Raw genomic sequence first — 15,578 nt, 5'->3', positions numbered from 1 at the left:
GGCCAGTCAGTACCAGACGGTGAGAATCTCCGCGTTCTGCACCTCGGAGGAGTTGCCGGGGCTGTAGAGCACGGTCCACGGGGCTGACTTCGACTGGACGACGTCGCCAGCTGCCTCACCGATGACTGCGTCATCATCGTTCATGCAGCGCCAGTTCACCCGCTTCCCGGCGATCAGCGAAGTCGCTCCGCCGGCCCACGAGCAGCGAAGAGTGTCGCCGCCGACGGGGTCCTTGATCTCCAGTGCCCAAGGCTGAGTGCCTTCCTTGGTCGAGACCTGGACTCTCGGGGCGAGTTTCACTTCGTCGATGATCAGGACATCCGGATCCCACGGCGAAGGGAGGCAGACGGCCTTGAGGGCGTGCGTCCAGCAAGGGTCGGCGAGGTTGGAGATCGGTGTGCCGTAGCCGCAGCGCCAGGCTGCAGGGTCGGTGGAGAAGAGCGATGCGGCATTGCAGTGGCCCTCTTTTGCCGTGCGTGAGGGGTCGGCCTTGAATGGCGGACGCAATGCTCCTTCGTCGGTGAAGGGCCGGACGTACCGCTCTTTGGTGAGGCGGGGTTTGGGTGGGTCGTTGTCGATGTTTTCGGTGATCACCGCTGCGATGACGGTGCTGGCGACGCCGGCGATCACGGTGGCGACCCAGACCCAGACGTGCTTCCACCAGGGTTTGTGCTGACGCTGGTCTTCGGTCCCGGGGCCGTCTGCGGGCTCGTCGCCGTGGTGGTCAGGGGTCATGGAGCCTCCCAGGGTGCAGGCTCTCATTGCGTGTGGAGGTGACCCGAACGACACGTCGGGCGCCGTGCAGTATGCGCCCGCATGACCGGCTCGGCGGGTTGCGTGCGTACGCTGCCTGTTCGCTGTCGCGGCGGGTTGGACGGAGGGGGCGGCATGGTGGTGGGGGTCTGGCATTGGGTCGAGCGGAACTCGGCGGGGTTGAGCCTGCTGGTGCCGTTCCTGGCCATCGGCGGGGGCCTGCTCGGGAACTGGCTCGGTGCGAAGGTGCAGGCGGCGGGCGGTCTGGCGCAGGCGAGTGCTGCGCGGGAGGCGGCTCGGATCACGGCTGAGGCTTCCCGGTTGGCGGCATTGCGGGACGAGCGCCGGCTGGCGATCGCAGAACTCGTCCGCACCTCGCGCAGGCTCTTCCGCTTCACGGGCGAGCTGTACAGCGAGGACCGCGATGCGGAAGCCCGGCTGATGTACGAGGAGGTGTCCCAGTCGTATGCCGAGGTGGAGCTGAGTGCGCCGGCGAACCTTGTGGCACTGGCGCAGCCGGTTCTGGAAGCCACTCAAGCGGCCTTGGACGCAGCTCGTCTGCGGGGCCCGGCTGCCAGGGCGATGGCGGTCCTGCAGGAGGTGGCGGATGACGGTGGCACACCGGGCTGGGCCGCGCACTCGGCTGCGCTGAGGGCGCGGGAGGCGCTCAGGGTGCGCAGGCAGGATCGGGAAGCGCTTACGAGGGAAGCGGTCGAGATGATGCGGCGGTGCGGCCTGCTGACCTACGGGCAGATACGCGCGGTTATCGGCGACTTGCCTCGTGGGCCGGTCACAGTGACGCAGCATGAGCGAGCGCAGGCCTACGTGGGGGCGCTTCGAGAGTTCTTGGACGCGGCGCGGGTGGAGTTGGGGGCCAACCGCGAGGGCGGGGTGGAGTGGATTCCCCAGCCCGGAGAGGGCCGCCCCACCCAGATCTAAGTTACTTGTAACAGACCAGCCCGCGCGGGCACGCCCCAGCAGCGCCGCACCTGGACGAGAGCACCTGTCCGGGTGCGGATCACAGCCGCATGAGCGCGTCAACGGTGATCCTCACCCGAAACAGGGGTGCAATAGCCACTGCCGGGAGCCTCTCGGACTGGCTGCTGCCAGCCCCCGTGGCGCTGTCGGCCGCGGGCGGCTCCAACAGCCGACACACGCCGTCGACTGGGACGAGCCCGCAGAGAAGCCCGACAGCCGGCGGTCCTTGGCCGACCACTGTGGTTGTGGCGCGGGTCAGGTGCAGGGGAGCCATCCGGCGGTGAAGTCGGCGCTGTCCCGGGCGTTGTGGGCGCGTTGCTCGATGAGCTTGCGGAAGCCTGCCACGGCGTACCGTTCCCCGGTGGCCGTGCGGGCTCCCGGGATACCGGCGATGTCGGCCATACACTGCTGGGGTTGCTCCTGCCACCCGATGACAAGGACGCGCAGTCCCCGCCGCTCGGCCCGCCGGTGGACGTCGAGGAGGTGCAGCAGGCCGTCGCAGTCCATGACCGGGACGCCGTGCAGGTCCACCAGCAGGTCCCGCACCTCGGCGGTGACACCATCCACAGCGGCGCGGAGGGATTCCCCCGCGTACTAGTCGAGTTCGCCCGCGGCGCTGAGCAGGACGGTGCCGCCGCGGTGCTGGACGTCGACAGTGATCAATGCGTACTCCTCGCTCTCACCCCCACAAGCCTGCGCCCGCAGGACCTTCCATCCTGGCGCGGCAGCTCCCCGAAGCCTGGGCGCGGCTCGCAGAGTCGAGTCATTGAAATGCCGCGGGTGCGGCGTCGCCGTCCGTTTCACCGGGCCGGCTCGGCCACAGCGCAGCGGCGCTTGACCAGCCCTGTCCGCTTCCTGCCGCGCCCACCCGGCGGAGTTGATGACCGGGCGCCGGCCGTCGAGCGGGGGCGGAACCGCCGCTCGGGCGTGGTGCCCGCCCGGGGCGCCGTGGCGCCCTCGAGGGTCGGCAGTGCCGGGGAGAGGCCCGCCGCCCCGGCTCATTCCGCTCCCTGCGCATGGGAGATCATGAGGACGAGTTCCTGCTGAGTGTGCGGGCGGTGCTGGCTGAGGCGGGCTTCGGGGAGGCCGCGCCCGGGGGGAGGAGGGCGTGCATCCGATACGGCATGCCCGCGGGTGTTGATCGGCGGGCTGCCCGTGCAGATCACCCGGTCCGAGCAGGTCGTACCCCGCGACACCCTCGCGGCGACGGCAGCCTTGCAGACGGCCGGCTTCGTCGTCGATCCGCGTGGCGATAGGGGCTGCTCGTGGTCGATCCGGAGCAGCCCTCCGCGTCGGGGGTGCGGTGCTGGGGTGTCCGCGGCCGGGTGAAGGATCCCTTCGGCTGTGATGAACCGGAGCGCGCGGCAGCAGGGGTCTGTGCGGGTGGTTCGCGGCGACGCGGGGCAGGTCCTGGGGGCTCAGCGCGGGCGGATCAGGTGGGATGGGCTGTGGTGAGGAGCGCACCTGCCGTGTCGGTGTCCTTCTTCCCCCTGCGGTGCTGTTGGCCGGGCATCGGCCGCCGTCACACGTCGCTCCACGCAGGCGCGGTCGACAGCACCCGCCTTTCCTCGAGCAGTCGGTGTCCGCCGCCGGCAGCGGGGAGGGCTTCAGCCGGCCAGGGCGTAGTCCAGTTGGTCTGTCCGCCGGGCGGTGAGGTGGACGTGAACGTCGGAGAGGTGCTCCTTCAGGACGGCGTACCCGGCCGCGTACGTCTCCTCCTGTTCGCCGGCGTCGTGCGGCATCCAGAAGATCAGGAGCTGTTCGTTCCTTCGCGTGCCCTCGAGGCTTGCGAAGGACAGCTGATGGACGACCAGTCGCGGCTCGTCCGCGGGCATGGCCTGCCCCAGTTCGTCGTGCGTCAGGTTGCCTTCGACCTCGGGAACCAGAACACCTGCCGCGTATCGCAGGATCACAGTGTTGACCTCCCGCGTCTCCCTCAAGCCGTACAGGGCGGCAAGGCAGCCTTCCGAATGACCGATCGGGGTTCAAGTCTCACCTCGGTAGTGGTCAGGACCTGGGCATCACGGTGCGACAGCCGAGCTGTCAGAAGCTGGCACGGTTGCTCGCCACGGTCGCGGACGCAGCCGAGCTCACGGTGCTCCCCGGTGACGGTGTGACCGCGCGGGCGGAGCTGCACGCGGCAGCCGACAGGGCATTCGCGGCCGCCGACGGGGGTTGGATATATGGGCGGACCTGGCCGCGGCTCGGGCGGCGTGCCGTCGTGAGGCTGTCGCGGTCGGCCAGCGTGTTGTCGTCTGCTTCCGACTCAGGGCCTGTGCCGATGCCGTCGACCTCGTCATCGGCGTGCGCGCCAGCTGCCCAGGAAGGCGGCGACGGCGCTGATGACGCCGGTGAAGCCGGCTTCACCGGCGGTGAGGTAGATGCCGGCGCAGGTCGCAAGGAGCGCCACCAGGACCACTGCATCGGGGAAGCGGCGCGTACCGGGGTCCGGTTCGCGGAAACGTCGTGCTTCGACCAGGTCCACGGCCCCGGCCCTACAGTGAAGGACCAGCTCAGCGACTTGGATCTTTCTCTTGGAAGGAATGCGGCATGGGGGGTATCGGCGTGGCCGACGCAGCGGTGGAGGGGCTGAAAGCCTACCGGGGGGAGCTGATCCGGTACTGCTACCGGATGTTGGGGTCGTACTCCGAGGCTGAGGACGCCGTGCAGGAGACGCTGGTCCGGGCGTGGCGGAGCATCGAACGCTTCGAGGGCCGGGCAGCGTTGCGGTCGTGGGTGTACCGCATCGCAACCAACGTTTGTCTGGATGCCCTCGCCTCGGGTAAGCGGCGCGCGCTGCCGATGGACTTGTCCGGCCCGAGCGTGGGCGGCACGCCGCCGGCGCCCCCGGAGGACACCGCTCTGTGGGTGGAGCCCTGCCCTGGCGGTGATCCGGAGGCGGCCGCAACGACGGGCGAGTCAGTGCGGCTGGCGTTCGTTGCTGCGCTGCAGCACCTACCGCCCAGGCAGCGAGCCACGCTGATCCTGCGCGATGTTCTGCGCTTCTCAGCGCGCGAGGTCGCTGAACTGCACGGCTCCACAGTCGCCTCGGCCAATAGCGCCCTGCAGCGGGCTCGAGCCACACTGGCCGACCGCCGGGGGAAGGACGAACTGGACGTACGGCCGTCCGACGACAGCGTCCGTCGGGTGTTGGCCGAGCGGTACGCCGCGGCGTTCTCCCGCTACGACATGGAGGAGCTGAACATGCTCCTCCACGTCGACGCCACGCTGTGCCTGCCCCCGTACTCGAAGTGGATGCGCGGTTTGCCCGACATCCAGGCATGGCTGACCGGTCCCGCCATCGGCTGCCGCGGGTCGCGTCTGGTTCCGACCGCCGCGAACGGATCCCCCGCCTTCGGCCAGTACCGCCCCCGCCCGGACGGTACCGACTACGAGCCGTGGGCCCTGCAGGTCGTCGAGTTCTCCGGCGACCGGATCACCGGCATTACGGCCTTCCGTGACACCGAGCGACTCTTCCCCCTCTTCGGCCTGCCGGGCCGCCTGGGCGAGGACGCGCGATTCGTTGATCGTGCCTGACTGTTTGCCAGTCCTCGGCGAGGGTGTGGGCAACGGAGGGCGTTGGTGTCACCGTGGCCCGGAAGCTGCTTGGCCTCGAGCCGGTTGACGAGCTGCATGTGCTTGGTGAGCGGGCAGGACCTTTCTAGGTGGCCATGGGTGTCCTTGTCTCTTCCGGATGCCCAGCGGTCAGCGGTCGGCTGGGGCGCTGGCCAGTCGGGTTGTCACCGCGGTCAGCCACAGCAGACCAAGTCCCGCGCCTGCGGTGAGGGCCAGGACGGAGGCGGCGGGGGCCATGAAGCCGGCGAGGACGGCAAAGGGGACGACGGACCTGGCCGGCCTGGCGCCGGATCCCACGCCGACTACCTGGAGCCGATCGTCCGGGGGGGGGGCCGCACGGAGCGGACACCGCCCATGTGATTGATGGCGCGGTGCCAGGTGGCGCACGCCTGCTCGATGCTTCCGCGCTTTGAGGGACATCTCGGCACCTGCGACCAGGTCGAGGGCGACGATCCGCGCGTAGGTGGCGGCCGGGCGGGCTGTAGCGGCCAGCGCGTACTGCTCGGCGGCGGCGCGGTGATGGCCGAGCTTGGCGGTACGGGAATACACGGATGCGGCCGGCGGCCCCCATGCCAGCGCCCAGAGCGGCACTTCGTCGCCGGGGGCTCCGGTCAGCAAGGTGCGGGCGTGCTCGACTGCGGCCAGTGCCGCACGGTGCTTGCCGCTCTTGGCCAGGGTGTGGGCGTGGACGACCCTGAAGAGAGCTTCGGTCTGGGCGTCGACCTGGCCCTTGGCACGGTTCGGTCTCGGGCAGTCCCAGGCAGTGCTCGGGGCGGTGCAGCTTGAGTCCCTGCATACCCATGGTGCGCATCACGAAGCCGTCGTGCCCGCGGAGTCCGGATTCGGTGGCCAGAGCGTAGGACTGGAGGTAGTAACGCTGGGCGAGGCCCTGCTGGCCGGCGTCGTAGGACTTCCAGCCCAGTAGGTGAACACCGCGGCTGGCTGCGGACAGCATCTGCTGTCGGACTTCACCGGTGCGGAATCGTGCCCGGCACAGGGGGGCGATGTCGTCACGTAGGTAGGTGACCAGGGCGCTGCGCCCGTGCTGTCCGCCGTGGCGTTCATCCATCTCGGAGAATGCGTTGATCATGTCGCGGACCGCGGCGACCTCGGCCATGCCGACGGTGTGGCTGGTCCGCGCGGCGGCGATACGCGCCGCGATCTCCTCGACGTGCTGGAGGGCGGCAGGGCGGCGGCGTCGGTCGGCCCGCGTTGTCCGGTGCCATGGCTGGCAAGGCGGAGGGGCGCCCGGGTACTGGACGTACTCGGGCGCCCCGACAACGCGGCCGGGTGCGGTGCCGGGCGGCGCGGGCCCGGCAAGATCCGAAAGAGGCGGTCTAGCCGCAGCAGACTGGGAGCACGCCATCCTCACCGGCTACGCCGCATAACGCAGCTGCGTGAAACAAGACGGTGGCACCGTCCGCCTTGATCTCGACCGGCGTCTCCCCACCGTTGACCCACAGTGACTGAAGACGCCGGCGGGAGGCACATGCTGCGCATCAATCCCTGATAGGGCTACGGGCGATGGCCGACTGGCCGTGCGTTGGACCTGCGGAAGGGCTTACGTCACGCAGCGGGGCGGCTGGGGTCCCGAATCAAGCGGTCGCTGATCCGAATCGCGTATTGCAGTTCTCGGTGGAGGGACGCCGGGAGGGTGCCAGAATCGATGCCGCACGCCTCGACTAGGTCTCGGCATCTGCGTGCTTCGTCCTGTGTGGACAACGTGGTAAAGAGGGCGTGGGCTTGGGCCTCCTTGGCTGCGGCTCCGTCGGCTGCACGGGTGATCCGCCGGTGCAGTTCGCGCACGACACCTCTGGCTGCCGGGCTGGGGCAGATGACGTCGATGATGGTGAGGCCGAGGCGCACTTCGAATGCGATCGTGCCTGGCCTTTCGGGCAGCGCGAACAGGGCGTCCGCGAGTGCATGCGGCTGGTCCAGACCAGCGGCAGGGTGGTAGCACAGAGCGCGGAGGCAGGCAGTGACTACGGCTTCCCATGGCTCGCCGGGCTCGGTTGCGGCGATGAGTTCCGCGGCGGCGGAGCTGTTGTCGTTGGTGAGTGCTGCGATGACGGCGATCTGGCGGCCGTCGAGCATTCGTGTGCCGACCCCGTGGTGTTCGTGGACGTGGGCGAGCGCTGCGTCCCACCGGCCGACTGCGGTGAGGGTGCGGGAGCCGTCGGCCAGGAGGACCCGCCACAGCCAGGAGCGGACCTCTTGTCGGGTGGTCGGCGTCCCGACGAGGTTGGCCGGGACGGCCACGCCGTCGAACTGGTCGGCGGTGCCGGTGCTGACGGCGTTGAACAGGCGCAGGAGGTGGTCGAGTGCGCTGTCTCCCTGTCGGGCGCGCAGCTGCAGGCGGGCCAGGTTGATGACCGGTTCCAGTGCGCGGATCGCGGTATCGGCGGGCAGCGGGGCTGCGTGCAGGTAGGCGGCCGCGTGCTGGCGACACATCTCTGACGCGAGGTCGCGGAGGCCGACATCGGAGGCGAGTAGAGCGGCTTGGTTATAGACCGCGGAGGCGGTGACGGGGTCGCTGGTGTCCGCCGCTGTCTGCGCGAGGTTGCTCAAGGAGCGGACGCGCTGGGGGAGAGGCAGGCATATGGGCCGGGGGCGGGGGACGAGGGGGAAGCGGGCGACGAGGTCAGTGAGAGTCGGCGCAGTCATGCGGCTTCCTCCCGGTGGTGGGGTCCGGGCCGAAGACGGCAGTCTTCGCGGCGGTGGCCAGGGTGGCTTGGGTGGTGTAGGGGAGGCCGACGCGGTTCCAGGCGAAGAGGATGTGGTGGGCCACGACGTCGCGCAGTCCGCGGTGGAGGTGGCCGGAGGCTGCGAGGTGGGAGAGGTCGGTGCCGGCGGTGGTGTAGGCGTGAGCCCACTCGGCTGCGTAGGCCAGCCGTTCACCGGGGCGCATGAGGTCTTCCCCCGTCACGGAGACCATCCGGTGCACAGCGGGGGTCAGCCGGCCCTGGTCTTCGGGCTTGGCAGTCGCCGCATCGGCGCGGTGTTCGGCTACGCGTGCCCAGACGTCGCCCTGTTCGTACCAGTCCAGTCCGGCGGAACGCATGAGTAGGCTGCACAGCAGGAGGGACAGCTCGCGGCGGTGCTGGCGGCTACCGTTCGGGAGGTGGGTGGCCAGGTTGCGGCTGTCCTGGTGGAAGAGGCGGTGGGCGGCGGCCATGGCGTCGGGGCCGCCGAAAGCGTGGACTTCGGGTTCGTAGACCATCACAGTCCATCCGGCGATGTGCCGGCGCGCGGTGAGGGCGTCGAGGTGCCCGCCGATGCTGTCTGCGCGGTCCGGGTTGGGCCGGTAGCGGATGCGCCAGCAGGGGTTTTTGCGGACGTAGAACCAGGTGGTGACGGTACCGGCCTTCTCGGCTGCGAGTAGCAGCGGGATGATGCGGGCCAGGGCCGTGGTCTCGGCGTTCTCCCAGTTGGCGAAGGCGACATTGGCTTGTTGCCAGGTGAGTTTGGGCATGGCGGCGGCTCCCGGGAAGGGTGTATCAGGCCAGGGCGAGGAAGGTGTCCCAGTACGGGGCTGGGGTGTGGTTCGTGCCGAGGGTGTGCAGGGCGAGGGCCGCGCCGGCGGCGCCGTCGAGGAGTTCGGGGTCGTGGCCGGCTCGGCTCAGGGTGGTGATGAGGCGGTCGGCGAGGCGTGGCAGCTCGGCTGCGATGTGCGCGTTGCCGGTTTCGGTAGCCATGCGCCATGAGGCGTGCAGCAGGCCGGCCATGCCGTGGCACAGGCCGATCTCGGGCAGTCGGTCGAGCTCGGCGGAGTCGCGCAGGGGCGCGAGGACCGCGGTCTCGGCGGTGCGGACACGGGCGGGGTCACCCAGGGCCAGGCCGGCGAGTTGCTGGGCTCGAGCGGTCCCGCTGACTCCGTAGCACCAGGAAGCCCGCGGGCGGAGGTCCACGTCCACGCAGCCGCTCGCCACCTGCTCGGCGTCGATCAGTCCGGGCCACCAGGGGCAGGTATCGTCGCCTTGGCGCCATTGGTCCGTCCAGGCGCATACCCGCTCGACTGCGCCGGTGAGGCCGGGCACCTCCAGGCCCCGCAGGAGGGCCTGGGACATGATGGCCAGGGCCGCGCCGATGCCGTGGGCGACTCCGAAGTTCCCGTGGCCACCCCGATAGTCGGGGTGGAGTGCTCCGGTGGTGCCGACGTTCATCCACCACGGCGGCAGCCCGGCGGAGTCCGACAACGGCTCGGTCAGCCGGACCAGGTAGGCCAGGACTTCCTCGGTGATTTCGGCGTCTCCGTACCGGCTGAGGTGGTAGGCGCCAAGCCCCGACAGGCCCTGGATCAGGTCGAACTCCTCCATGGGCGGCCGCTCCCCGCGGTCGAGGCGAAGGTGGGCCTGCGCGAGGCGGGTACGGGTCAGAGCGGTCGTCGCCGCGTCCAGGCGGGCCAGCACCCGTGTGTACCGCCCGGTGGCGTTCTCCGCTCGATGCAGGAGGAGCGCCAGCGCCGGTACGCCGAAGAAGACGTTGGCGTTGACGGCTCCGCTGATTTCGCCGCGGACGGCCTCCGTCAGCCAGCGGTGAGCGGTGTCCCAGTCGCCGTACCCGGTCCGGGCCCGCTCGACGTGCAGCAGGGCGATCCCGGTGGCGCCGCCGGCCAGGGACTGGGGCCAGGCCCGCCAGCCGTCCGGGCGGCCGCCGGGCCAGAGCGCATCGGGCTCAGCTAAGAGGTCGGCCAGCGTGGTGGCGGCCGCCAGCGCGGCGGGCGCGGTCATCGTCGCGGTCATGGGGTCCTCCGTGCACGGGCGGTCCAGCTCAGGGCGGCGGCCCTGGCCAGGTGAAGGTGGGTGCGTTCGGTGTCCAGGTCGGGGCCGCTCATCCGGACGTGGTGCAGGTGAAGCAGGTCGGCCAGTACCTGCTGCGGGGGCAGAGCGGTACCGGTGAGGGCGTGGCGGTAGTCGGCGAGCGTCGCGCGACGTTCGGCCCAGGTGGCGGCGACGTGCTCGCCGAGGCTGTCCGGGGTGCGGGCGGCCAGGTCGACGGCCTGCCGGTAGACGCCCCGTGGAGGTGGGGTCGGCTGGGTGCGGGTGTGCTTGATGAACCAGTCCATCGCTGCGGCGGTGGTGCCGAGGAGGCCGGTGGCGATGTCCACCATGCTGGCCGCGGTGAGCGCGCGGGGATCCGGTCCGGCCGGTGTCTGCGCGGCCAGCTGGGCGACCGCAGCTGCGGAGTCGGCAGCGAAGTACTCCTCGACCGCCTCGATCGTGGCCGTGCCGCCGAACCGGCCGACTTCCGGCATGTGGGTGGCCAGGGTCAAATCCGTGATGAGGCCGCGGCGCTGGAGCCGCTGGGCCCACGCGCCGGTCGTCTCTACGGCCCGTCCGAACGTGCCGGGCGCGACGGTCAAGCGGAGTCGGAGGTGGTCGGCCGGGTCGGGGTAGCGGATGAACCACCACCGCGGGCCGCCGAGCTCGTGCAGAAGGTCAGGCAGATGCCGCGTCAGAATCGAGTCCTGCCGGTCACAGCGCCCATGGAGCTGGAGGTACAGGGTCCTGCCGCAGCCGGGAAGCTGCCCATCGCTGCGCCCGGCCACCGTGGAGCCCGGGGTGGGGATGGGCGCGAGGCGTGGGTCCGCTGCAAGGGGTATGACCACCTCGTGGGCGCGGCCGCCGCACCACCCCATGTCCTGCGGGTGAGGCGCCGCGAGCAGCGTCACCGCAGGGTGGCGCTCCAGTTGGGTGCGCAGCACGGCCTGGTGCGCGGGCTCCGCCAAATCCAGGGCGAGGAACTGATCACCCTCGCTCAGGTAGACGTGCCGGGGCACGTTGACGTCGCGGCGCCAGCCTTCCACGGCCTCCCCCCACCGGTCCGTCGCCGACGTCGCGGGCGAGAGGTCCGCGCCGGTGAGCAGCCAGCGGGCAGGGGACACGACGGTACGCCCGTAGCGGAGGGCGGGGAGGAAGGGCAGTGCGGAGGCGGCGGTGCCCCACTGGAAGCCGGTGCAGGGGACGGCCAGCGCGATGGGGGCTTCGAGGAGGAACCGGGCCAGCGGGTGGGTGTGTCGGGTCAGGTCGACGGCGTTGAGGAGCAGGGTGTGCACGGGCCGGCGCCGGGAGAGCGAGACTAAGTGCAGGTTGTCGGCGTCGGCGGTCACCGCCAGGTCCGCAACGGGCAGGACCCCGGTGCCCGGGGCCAGGAAGTCACCGACCGGGATCACCAGAGGCGTCGTCTGCGGGGACCGTGCGACGTTCTGTCCCAGGACGGAGAGTGGGGTGGAGCTGATCTGCGCGACGAGCGCGTGCTGGTGGAGGCCTGGCAGCGCGGCGTAGACGTCGCTCATGCGGCGGCGGTCCTGCTGGGGCAGCAGGCTGAGGAACCGGCCGGTGGTCGCGCCGGCCGACCGCGCCACCCCGGTGACGTGCAGCACGAAGTCCCGCCGCTCCAACGCCGGCAGGCTCTCGGCGTGAATCCGCACGGTCAGCTCGGTGCTCGGCTGCACCGGGCGGTCGGCGCCGACGGTGGCCAGCTCCTCGATCATCACGTCATCGAGCACGACTTCATGGCGGTGCTGCAGCGCGGCGCGGTGGGCGAGCTTGAGCAGGGCCCTGTCTCGGTCCGGTAGGGGAGCGAGTGCGGAATCGGGGGCCCCGCGGTAGCCGGGTGGGTAGCCAAGTACATCGATGGCGTCCAGGACGGGGACGACAGCCCGCGGCCCGTACCGGTCGAGGAACCGGCCGTGCCACTGCGCCCAGCCGGCCAGCGCGGGACGCGGGGCAAGGCGGGCCAGTGCGCGCGCTGCGGCTTCTGCCTCGCGGAGTACTGGGGTAGGGATCGTCAGGTCCCAGTCCACGCGCAGGTCGATCGCCGAATGCGGGGTCTTGCGCAGCAGCGGATCCTTGGGCGTGTGCGTCTCGACGTGGGCCGTCAGCGCGGTGAGCGGGTCGGGCGTGGTCATCGGCGAGCGCAGGTCGGTCAGGAGTACGCGCTGCTCGACCAGGCCCGCGAGGAGCTTGTTCACCGCGGTGGTGGATGCGCGGGGGAAGGCGAGGGACAGCCGCTCCGCGAGTTCGCTCCACCGGACCGGGGACCGGGCGCCGGCCACGGCCGTGCGGACCGGACCGGTCAGGCGGATCCGTACGTGGTCGGGCGGGCTGTCTGGCACGGTGGGCGGTCGATGCTCGATCACCACGTGCCCGTCGTGCTCGACGGCGAGCGAGGAGGTGAGCAGCAGCAGGTGGGGCCGCAGCTCCGAGTCGGCTTCGAAGCGGGCGACCAGGGCGTTGAGGGCTGTCGCGTCCGGCTTGGTGAAGGCGTGGTGGCGGCCGCCCACGGTCAGGGCCGGTGTCTTCCCGTACCGTGCGGCGGCGACGCCGGCGAACAGTCCGAAGGGGGTGGCGCGCCCGCTCGCGCGCAGGTGGTAGCGCAGAACGGCGAGCACCGTGCGGCGTAAGGCGGGAGCCGCAAGCGGCTGGCCATCGCGGATCTGTTCTACGCGGTCTGCTAGATCCGGGCTCGCGGCTGCCACGGCCGCGGAAAAGCCGTCGGTCTCCCAGACCTGGTCCAGCCATACACGCCACCGGTCCGGGCTGGCGTCGGGGCCGAGGTCGGGCCAGGCTGTGCGCGAGTCGAGGCGGCTTCCTGCTGCTGCCCGGACCGCTGCCGCATCGACAGCGCTATACACGTGCCCTCCTGTGGCCGAGCGGTGTCCGGCCGCACCCGAAGGCGCGACCGGACACCGCGGTGCATACGGGGATGTGCCGTTACGGGCAGCTGACGCACGCGGTCGCGCACGTCGAGCCGCAGCCGTCACCCGTCAGCTGGATGAGCTGGTCCGCGGCGACGCCGCCCTCCACGATCGTGATGTCCAGCTCGAAGCTGGCGTGGTACGGCTCCGTGGCCGGCGCCTTCGGCGCGGCCGTCTGTTCCACCTGAATCGTCATGGTCCCCTCCTTGGGTTTCCGGATGGATGGTGCGATGTCCCGAGACCGTATTGGCCCCGGAGTCTCAGGCCCAGGTCACGCTCACGTAGCCGTGGCGCTTGCGGACCGTGCCCTGGGGCAGTACGGCGGGGGCGGCGCCCGGCACGTACCGGATCGTCGCGGCCCCGCGTCGCAGGTAGTCCGTCGCCCACTTCCGCAGCAGCTCGGCGTACTGCTCGGTGAGCGCTTCGGCCTGCGGTCCGTGCGCAATGACGCCGCTCTCGAACCCGGCGCCCCCAGTCGCGGAGTTGGGACGGCGGGTGCGGTAGGCGAAACTGTCCTCGCTGACCAGGGCCGCCACGCCCAGGCGGGCGGAAGGCTCCACGAGACCGCTGTCGATCACGTCCTGGCTGGCGTGCAGACGGGCGGGGGACGGAAGGTTGAAGGTCATGTACCACTCCAGCTCGTCGGGCAGGTCGTAGGCCGCCCCCGACCACTTCTCCAGCCGGCCGCCTTCCAGGGCCAGGTCCAGGGCCTTCGCGTCGAGCGGGACCTGCCGGTCGTCGGTCTGGAGGGCCACGCCGTCGCGCAGCAGGATCTTGCGGTCCGGGGCGACGCCCTCGCCCTGCATCGGCACGAAGCTGCACAGCCGGTAGGAGAGGCTGGTGAGCAGGCCGCCGCCGTCGCGCTTGAACGCCACCGACCTGGTCGTGCCGCACACCGTCAGCGGTGTGACGAGTCGGCCGTCCGCGGTGAGGGCCTGGATCCAGGACGGGGGGATGTCCCATGTCGCGACCGTCACGATGATGCGGTCGAACAGCCCGAGGCCGGCCACAGCGGTCTCGGCGTCGGCCACGACCGTCTTGACCTGGGTGTACCCGGCGCTGTCCAGGTGCTTGCGGGCCCGGTCGATGACGTCGCGGTCAATGTCGAGACTGCTGACCTCGCCATCGGGGCCCACGAGTTCCTGGATGAGGGCGGCGTTGTATCCGCCCGACCCGATCTCCAGCACCCTCATGCCGGGCTCGATGTCGGCCTGCTCCAGCATCACCGCTTGCAGATGCGGTGCGGAGATGACGCTGATGTCGAGGCCGCGCACGTCCTTCTTCACCGGCATGATGCCGTGCAGGTCGTAGGCCCGGTCGAGGGGCATGTCCGGCGCGAACAGGTGGCGGGGGACGGCGGTGAAAGCGGCCGCGACCGACGGGGAGGTGATCGCGTCCTGGTCATGTAGGGCTCGCACCATGTTGGCTCGCAGAGCCTCGGGGCCGACGGTCTCAAGATGGCTCATCTGGTTCCTCTTCCTTGTCGTGGTGGAGCAGGGGGAGGACATCGAGGCCGCCCGCAGCGCGGCCACGAGCTCAGGTCCGTATTCGGGGTCCTCCCAGGTGACAAACGGCGCCAGGGCCGCGGAGGGGTCTCTCAGCAGCGGGCGCATCAACTGCGCATCACCGTGCCCGAACTCGGCAGCGGCTTGGACGAGATAGCGCAAATACGGGTACAGAGCGTCGTCGCCGAGTACGCAGGGGCCACGACGGTGGACGATGACGGCGAAGCGGAACCAGGCTCCAGGGTGATCGGCTTCCACGGCCGTCCACAGCCAGTTCTCGGCCACCTCCAGGTCTCCTTGCGACAGCGCCACGGACCCCTGGCGGTAGCAGGAGTTCGCGTAGGCCCTGAGTTCCAGGAGCGCCGTCTCCTCCGGGCGCCCCTCGCCCCAGTCGCATTCGGGCCGGTCCCAGAAATCGCGCCCTTCTGCAACCGGCGTCGTCATCGTGCCCGCATCCATTCACGCGGGGCCCGGTACCTGAGGGCGACCCGACCGGTCAGGATGCGGTCTTCGCTCGCCGGCCGGGGTTCGTGCTCCAGGCTGACGGCCAGGAAGCAGCCCCCTCCGCCGCGCACCACGTACGGCCAGATCGGGTCCTGGGGGAAGAAGGTCAGGACGTCGCGCGGGTGTCCGTAGTCCAGCGCAAAGTAGTCCCAGATGTTGTAGACGAGCTGCCCCGTGCGTGGGAAGCTCCGGCCGTAGCGGAGACCGAGACCGTTCGCGATGGCCAGCATCGCCGTGCCGGCGACCATGTTGCGGGTGTGCGCATGCGGGTGGAACAGGGTGACGACGGGCACCGACTCGCGCCGGGTATAGGTGGTATCGACCTGGATCCCCGGCAGGAACTCCGGGTCCGGCGGCGCGAGCCTGCTCAACGGCTGCTCCCGCTGGCGGCGGGCGCTGCGGTGCCAGGGCGGTGCGGCGCCACGACCTGGCCGTCCGGGAGAAGCTCACCGGTGTCCTCGAAGAGCAGCAAGCCGTTGCAGAGCAGGCTCCAGCCCTGTTCAGGATGGTGAGCTACTGGTCGGGCAGCCTCTTTGTCGGAAGCATCTGAGCTGGGGCAACAC

Annotated in this window: 14 protein-coding genes and 1 pseudogene; 2 read left to right on the top strand and 13 right to left on the bottom strand. The window is 70.6% G+C overall.

What is annotated here, in order from left to right; translation table 11 throughout:
* Positions 1–6: 6 nt before the first annotated feature.
* Entirely contained in the window at positions 7–735 is a 729-nt protein-coding gene (locus ACZ6JS_RS34055; RefSeq protein ID WP_469303800.1) for a hypothetical protein, read from the bottom strand.
* Positions 736–888: 153 nt separating this feature from the next.
* Here ACZ6JS_RS34055 and ACZ6JS_RS34050 point away from each other — a divergent pair, with 153 nt between their 5' ends.
* A complete protein-coding gene (locus tag ACZ6JS_RS34050; protein ID WP_469303798.1) occupies positions 889–1,692 on the top strand; it encodes a hypothetical protein in 804 nt (267 codons plus the stop codon).
* A gap of 294 nt (positions 1,693–1,986) precedes the next feature.
* Here ACZ6JS_RS34050 and ACZ6JS_RS34045 read toward each other — a convergent pair.
* The 3 genes and pseudogenes from ACZ6JS_RS34045 to ACZ6JS_RS34035 form a co-directional block, all read right to left on the bottom strand.
* Positions 1,987–2,301: pseudogene (locus ACZ6JS_RS34045) on the bottom strand (STAS domain-containing protein); the annotation flags it as partial.
* 1,037 nt (positions 2,302–3,338) lie between these two features.
* Positions 3,339–3,710, bottom strand: coding sequence for a cofilin family protein (locus ACZ6JS_RS34040; RefSeq protein ID WP_469303885.1), 372 nt, complete (start codon positions 3,708–3,710; stop codon positions 3,339–3,341).
* 317 nt (positions 3,711–4,027) lie between these two features.
* Entirely contained in the window at positions 4,028–4,216 is a 189-nt protein-coding gene (locus ACZ6JS_RS34035) for a hypothetical protein (protein ID WP_469303797.1), read from the bottom strand.
* A 65-nt stretch (positions 4,217–4,281) separates the two neighbouring features.
* Between ACZ6JS_RS34035 and ACZ6JS_RS34030 the strand changes: the two genes are divergently transcribed.
* On the top strand, positions 4,282–5,268 hold the full coding sequence (locus ACZ6JS_RS34030) for a sigma-70 family RNA polymerase sigma factor (RefSeq protein WP_469303795.1): 987 nt from the start codon (positions 4,282–4,284) through the stop codon (positions 5,266–5,268).
* A gap of 168 nt (positions 5,269–5,436) precedes the next feature.
* Here the strand turns inward: ACZ6JS_RS34030 and ACZ6JS_RS34025 are convergent, their stop codons facing one another.
* The 9 genes from ACZ6JS_RS34025 to ACZ6JS_RS33985 form a co-directional block, all read right to left on the bottom strand.
* The gene (locus tag ACZ6JS_RS34025; RefSeq protein ID WP_469303793.1) at positions 5,437–5,604 is read right to left on the bottom strand and encodes a hypothetical protein; all 168 of its coding nucleotides are present in this window, start codon (positions 5,602–5,604) and stop codon (positions 5,437–5,439) included.
* A gap of 1,269 nt (positions 5,605–6,873) precedes the next feature.
* Positions 6,874–7,875 (bottom strand): hypothetical protein, encoded by a 1,002-nt coding sequence (locus ACZ6JS_RS34020; protein ID WP_469303792.1) that lies wholly within the window; start codon positions 7,873–7,875, stop codon positions 6,874–6,876.
* Positions 7,876–7,948: 73 nt separating this feature from the next.
* Positions 7,949–8,779 (bottom strand): thiopeptide-type bacteriocin biosynthesis protein, encoded by an 831-nt coding sequence (locus tag ACZ6JS_RS34015; RefSeq protein ID WP_469303790.1) that lies wholly within the window; start codon positions 8,777–8,779, stop codon positions 7,949–7,951.
* Between the two features lie 25 nt (positions 8,780–8,804).
* A complete protein-coding gene (locus ACZ6JS_RS34010; protein WP_469303789.1) occupies positions 8,805–10,049 on the bottom strand; it encodes a lanthionine synthetase C family protein in 1,245 nt (414 codons plus the stop codon).
* Entirely contained in the window at positions 10,046–12,943 is a 2,898-nt protein-coding gene (locus tag ACZ6JS_RS34005; protein ID WP_469303787.1) for a lantibiotic dehydratase, read from the bottom strand. Before ACZ6JS_RS34005 ends, ACZ6JS_RS34010 begins: the two co-directional genes overlap by 4 nt.
* 79 nt (positions 12,944–13,022) lie before the next feature.
* Positions 13,023–13,202, bottom strand: coding sequence for an FxLD family lanthipeptide (locus ACZ6JS_RS34000; protein ID WP_469303786.1), 180 nt, complete (start codon positions 13,200–13,202; stop codon positions 13,023–13,025).
* Between the two features lie 64 nt (positions 13,203–13,266).
* Positions 13,267–14,955, bottom strand: coding sequence for a methyltransferase, FxLD system (fxlM, locus tag ACZ6JS_RS33995; protein WP_469303784.1), 1,689 nt, complete (start codon positions 14,953–14,955; stop codon positions 13,267–13,269).
* Positions 14,952–15,386 (bottom strand): hypothetical protein, encoded by a 435-nt coding sequence (locus ACZ6JS_RS33990; protein ID WP_469303781.1) that lies wholly within the window; start codon positions 15,384–15,386, stop codon positions 14,952–14,954. The genes fxlM and ACZ6JS_RS33990 overlap by 4 nt, the downstream gene beginning before the upstream one ends.
* The coding region (locus ACZ6JS_RS33985) for a DUF5999 family protein (RefSeq protein WP_469303780.1) at positions 15,383–15,578 on the bottom strand (196 nt) is incomplete at its 5' end. The genes ACZ6JS_RS33990 and ACZ6JS_RS33985, both read right to left, overlap by 4 nt.

The sequence above is a fragment of the Streptomyces sp. NPDC046349 genome (assembly GCF_055587885.1).
The sequence above is the reverse complement of the archived record's forward strand: the minus strand, read 5'-3'. Positions and strand labels throughout refer to the sequence as shown.

Coding starts and splice junctions, on each gene's coding strand:
- ACZ6JS_RS34015 (WP_469303790.1), bottom strand. CDS start 8,779: ATGCCCAAACTCACCTGGCAACAAGCCAATGTCGCCTTCGCCAACTGG.
- ACZ6JS_RS34055 (WP_469303800.1), bottom strand. CDS start 735: ATGACCCCTGACCACCACGGCGACGAGCCCGCAGACGGCCCCGGGACC.
- ACZ6JS_RS34010 (WP_469303789.1), bottom strand. CDS start 10,049: ATGACCGCGACGATGACCGCGCCCGCCGCGCTGGCGGCCGCCACCACG.
- ACZ6JS_RS34050 (WP_469303798.1), top strand. CDS start 889: ATGGTGGTGGGGGTCTGGCATTGGGTCGAGCGGAACTCGGCGGGGTTG.
- ACZ6JS_RS34030 (WP_469303795.1), top strand. CDS start 4,282: ATGGGGGGTATCGGCGTGGCCGACGCAGCGGTGGAGGGGCTGAAAGCC.
- fxlM (WP_469303784.1), bottom strand. CDS start 14,955: ATGACGACGCCGGTTGCAGAAGGGCGCGATTTCTGGGACCGGCCCGAA.
- ACZ6JS_RS34000 (WP_469303786.1), bottom strand. CDS start 13,202: ATGACGATTCAGGTGGAACAGACGGCCGCGCCGAAGGCGCCGGCCACG.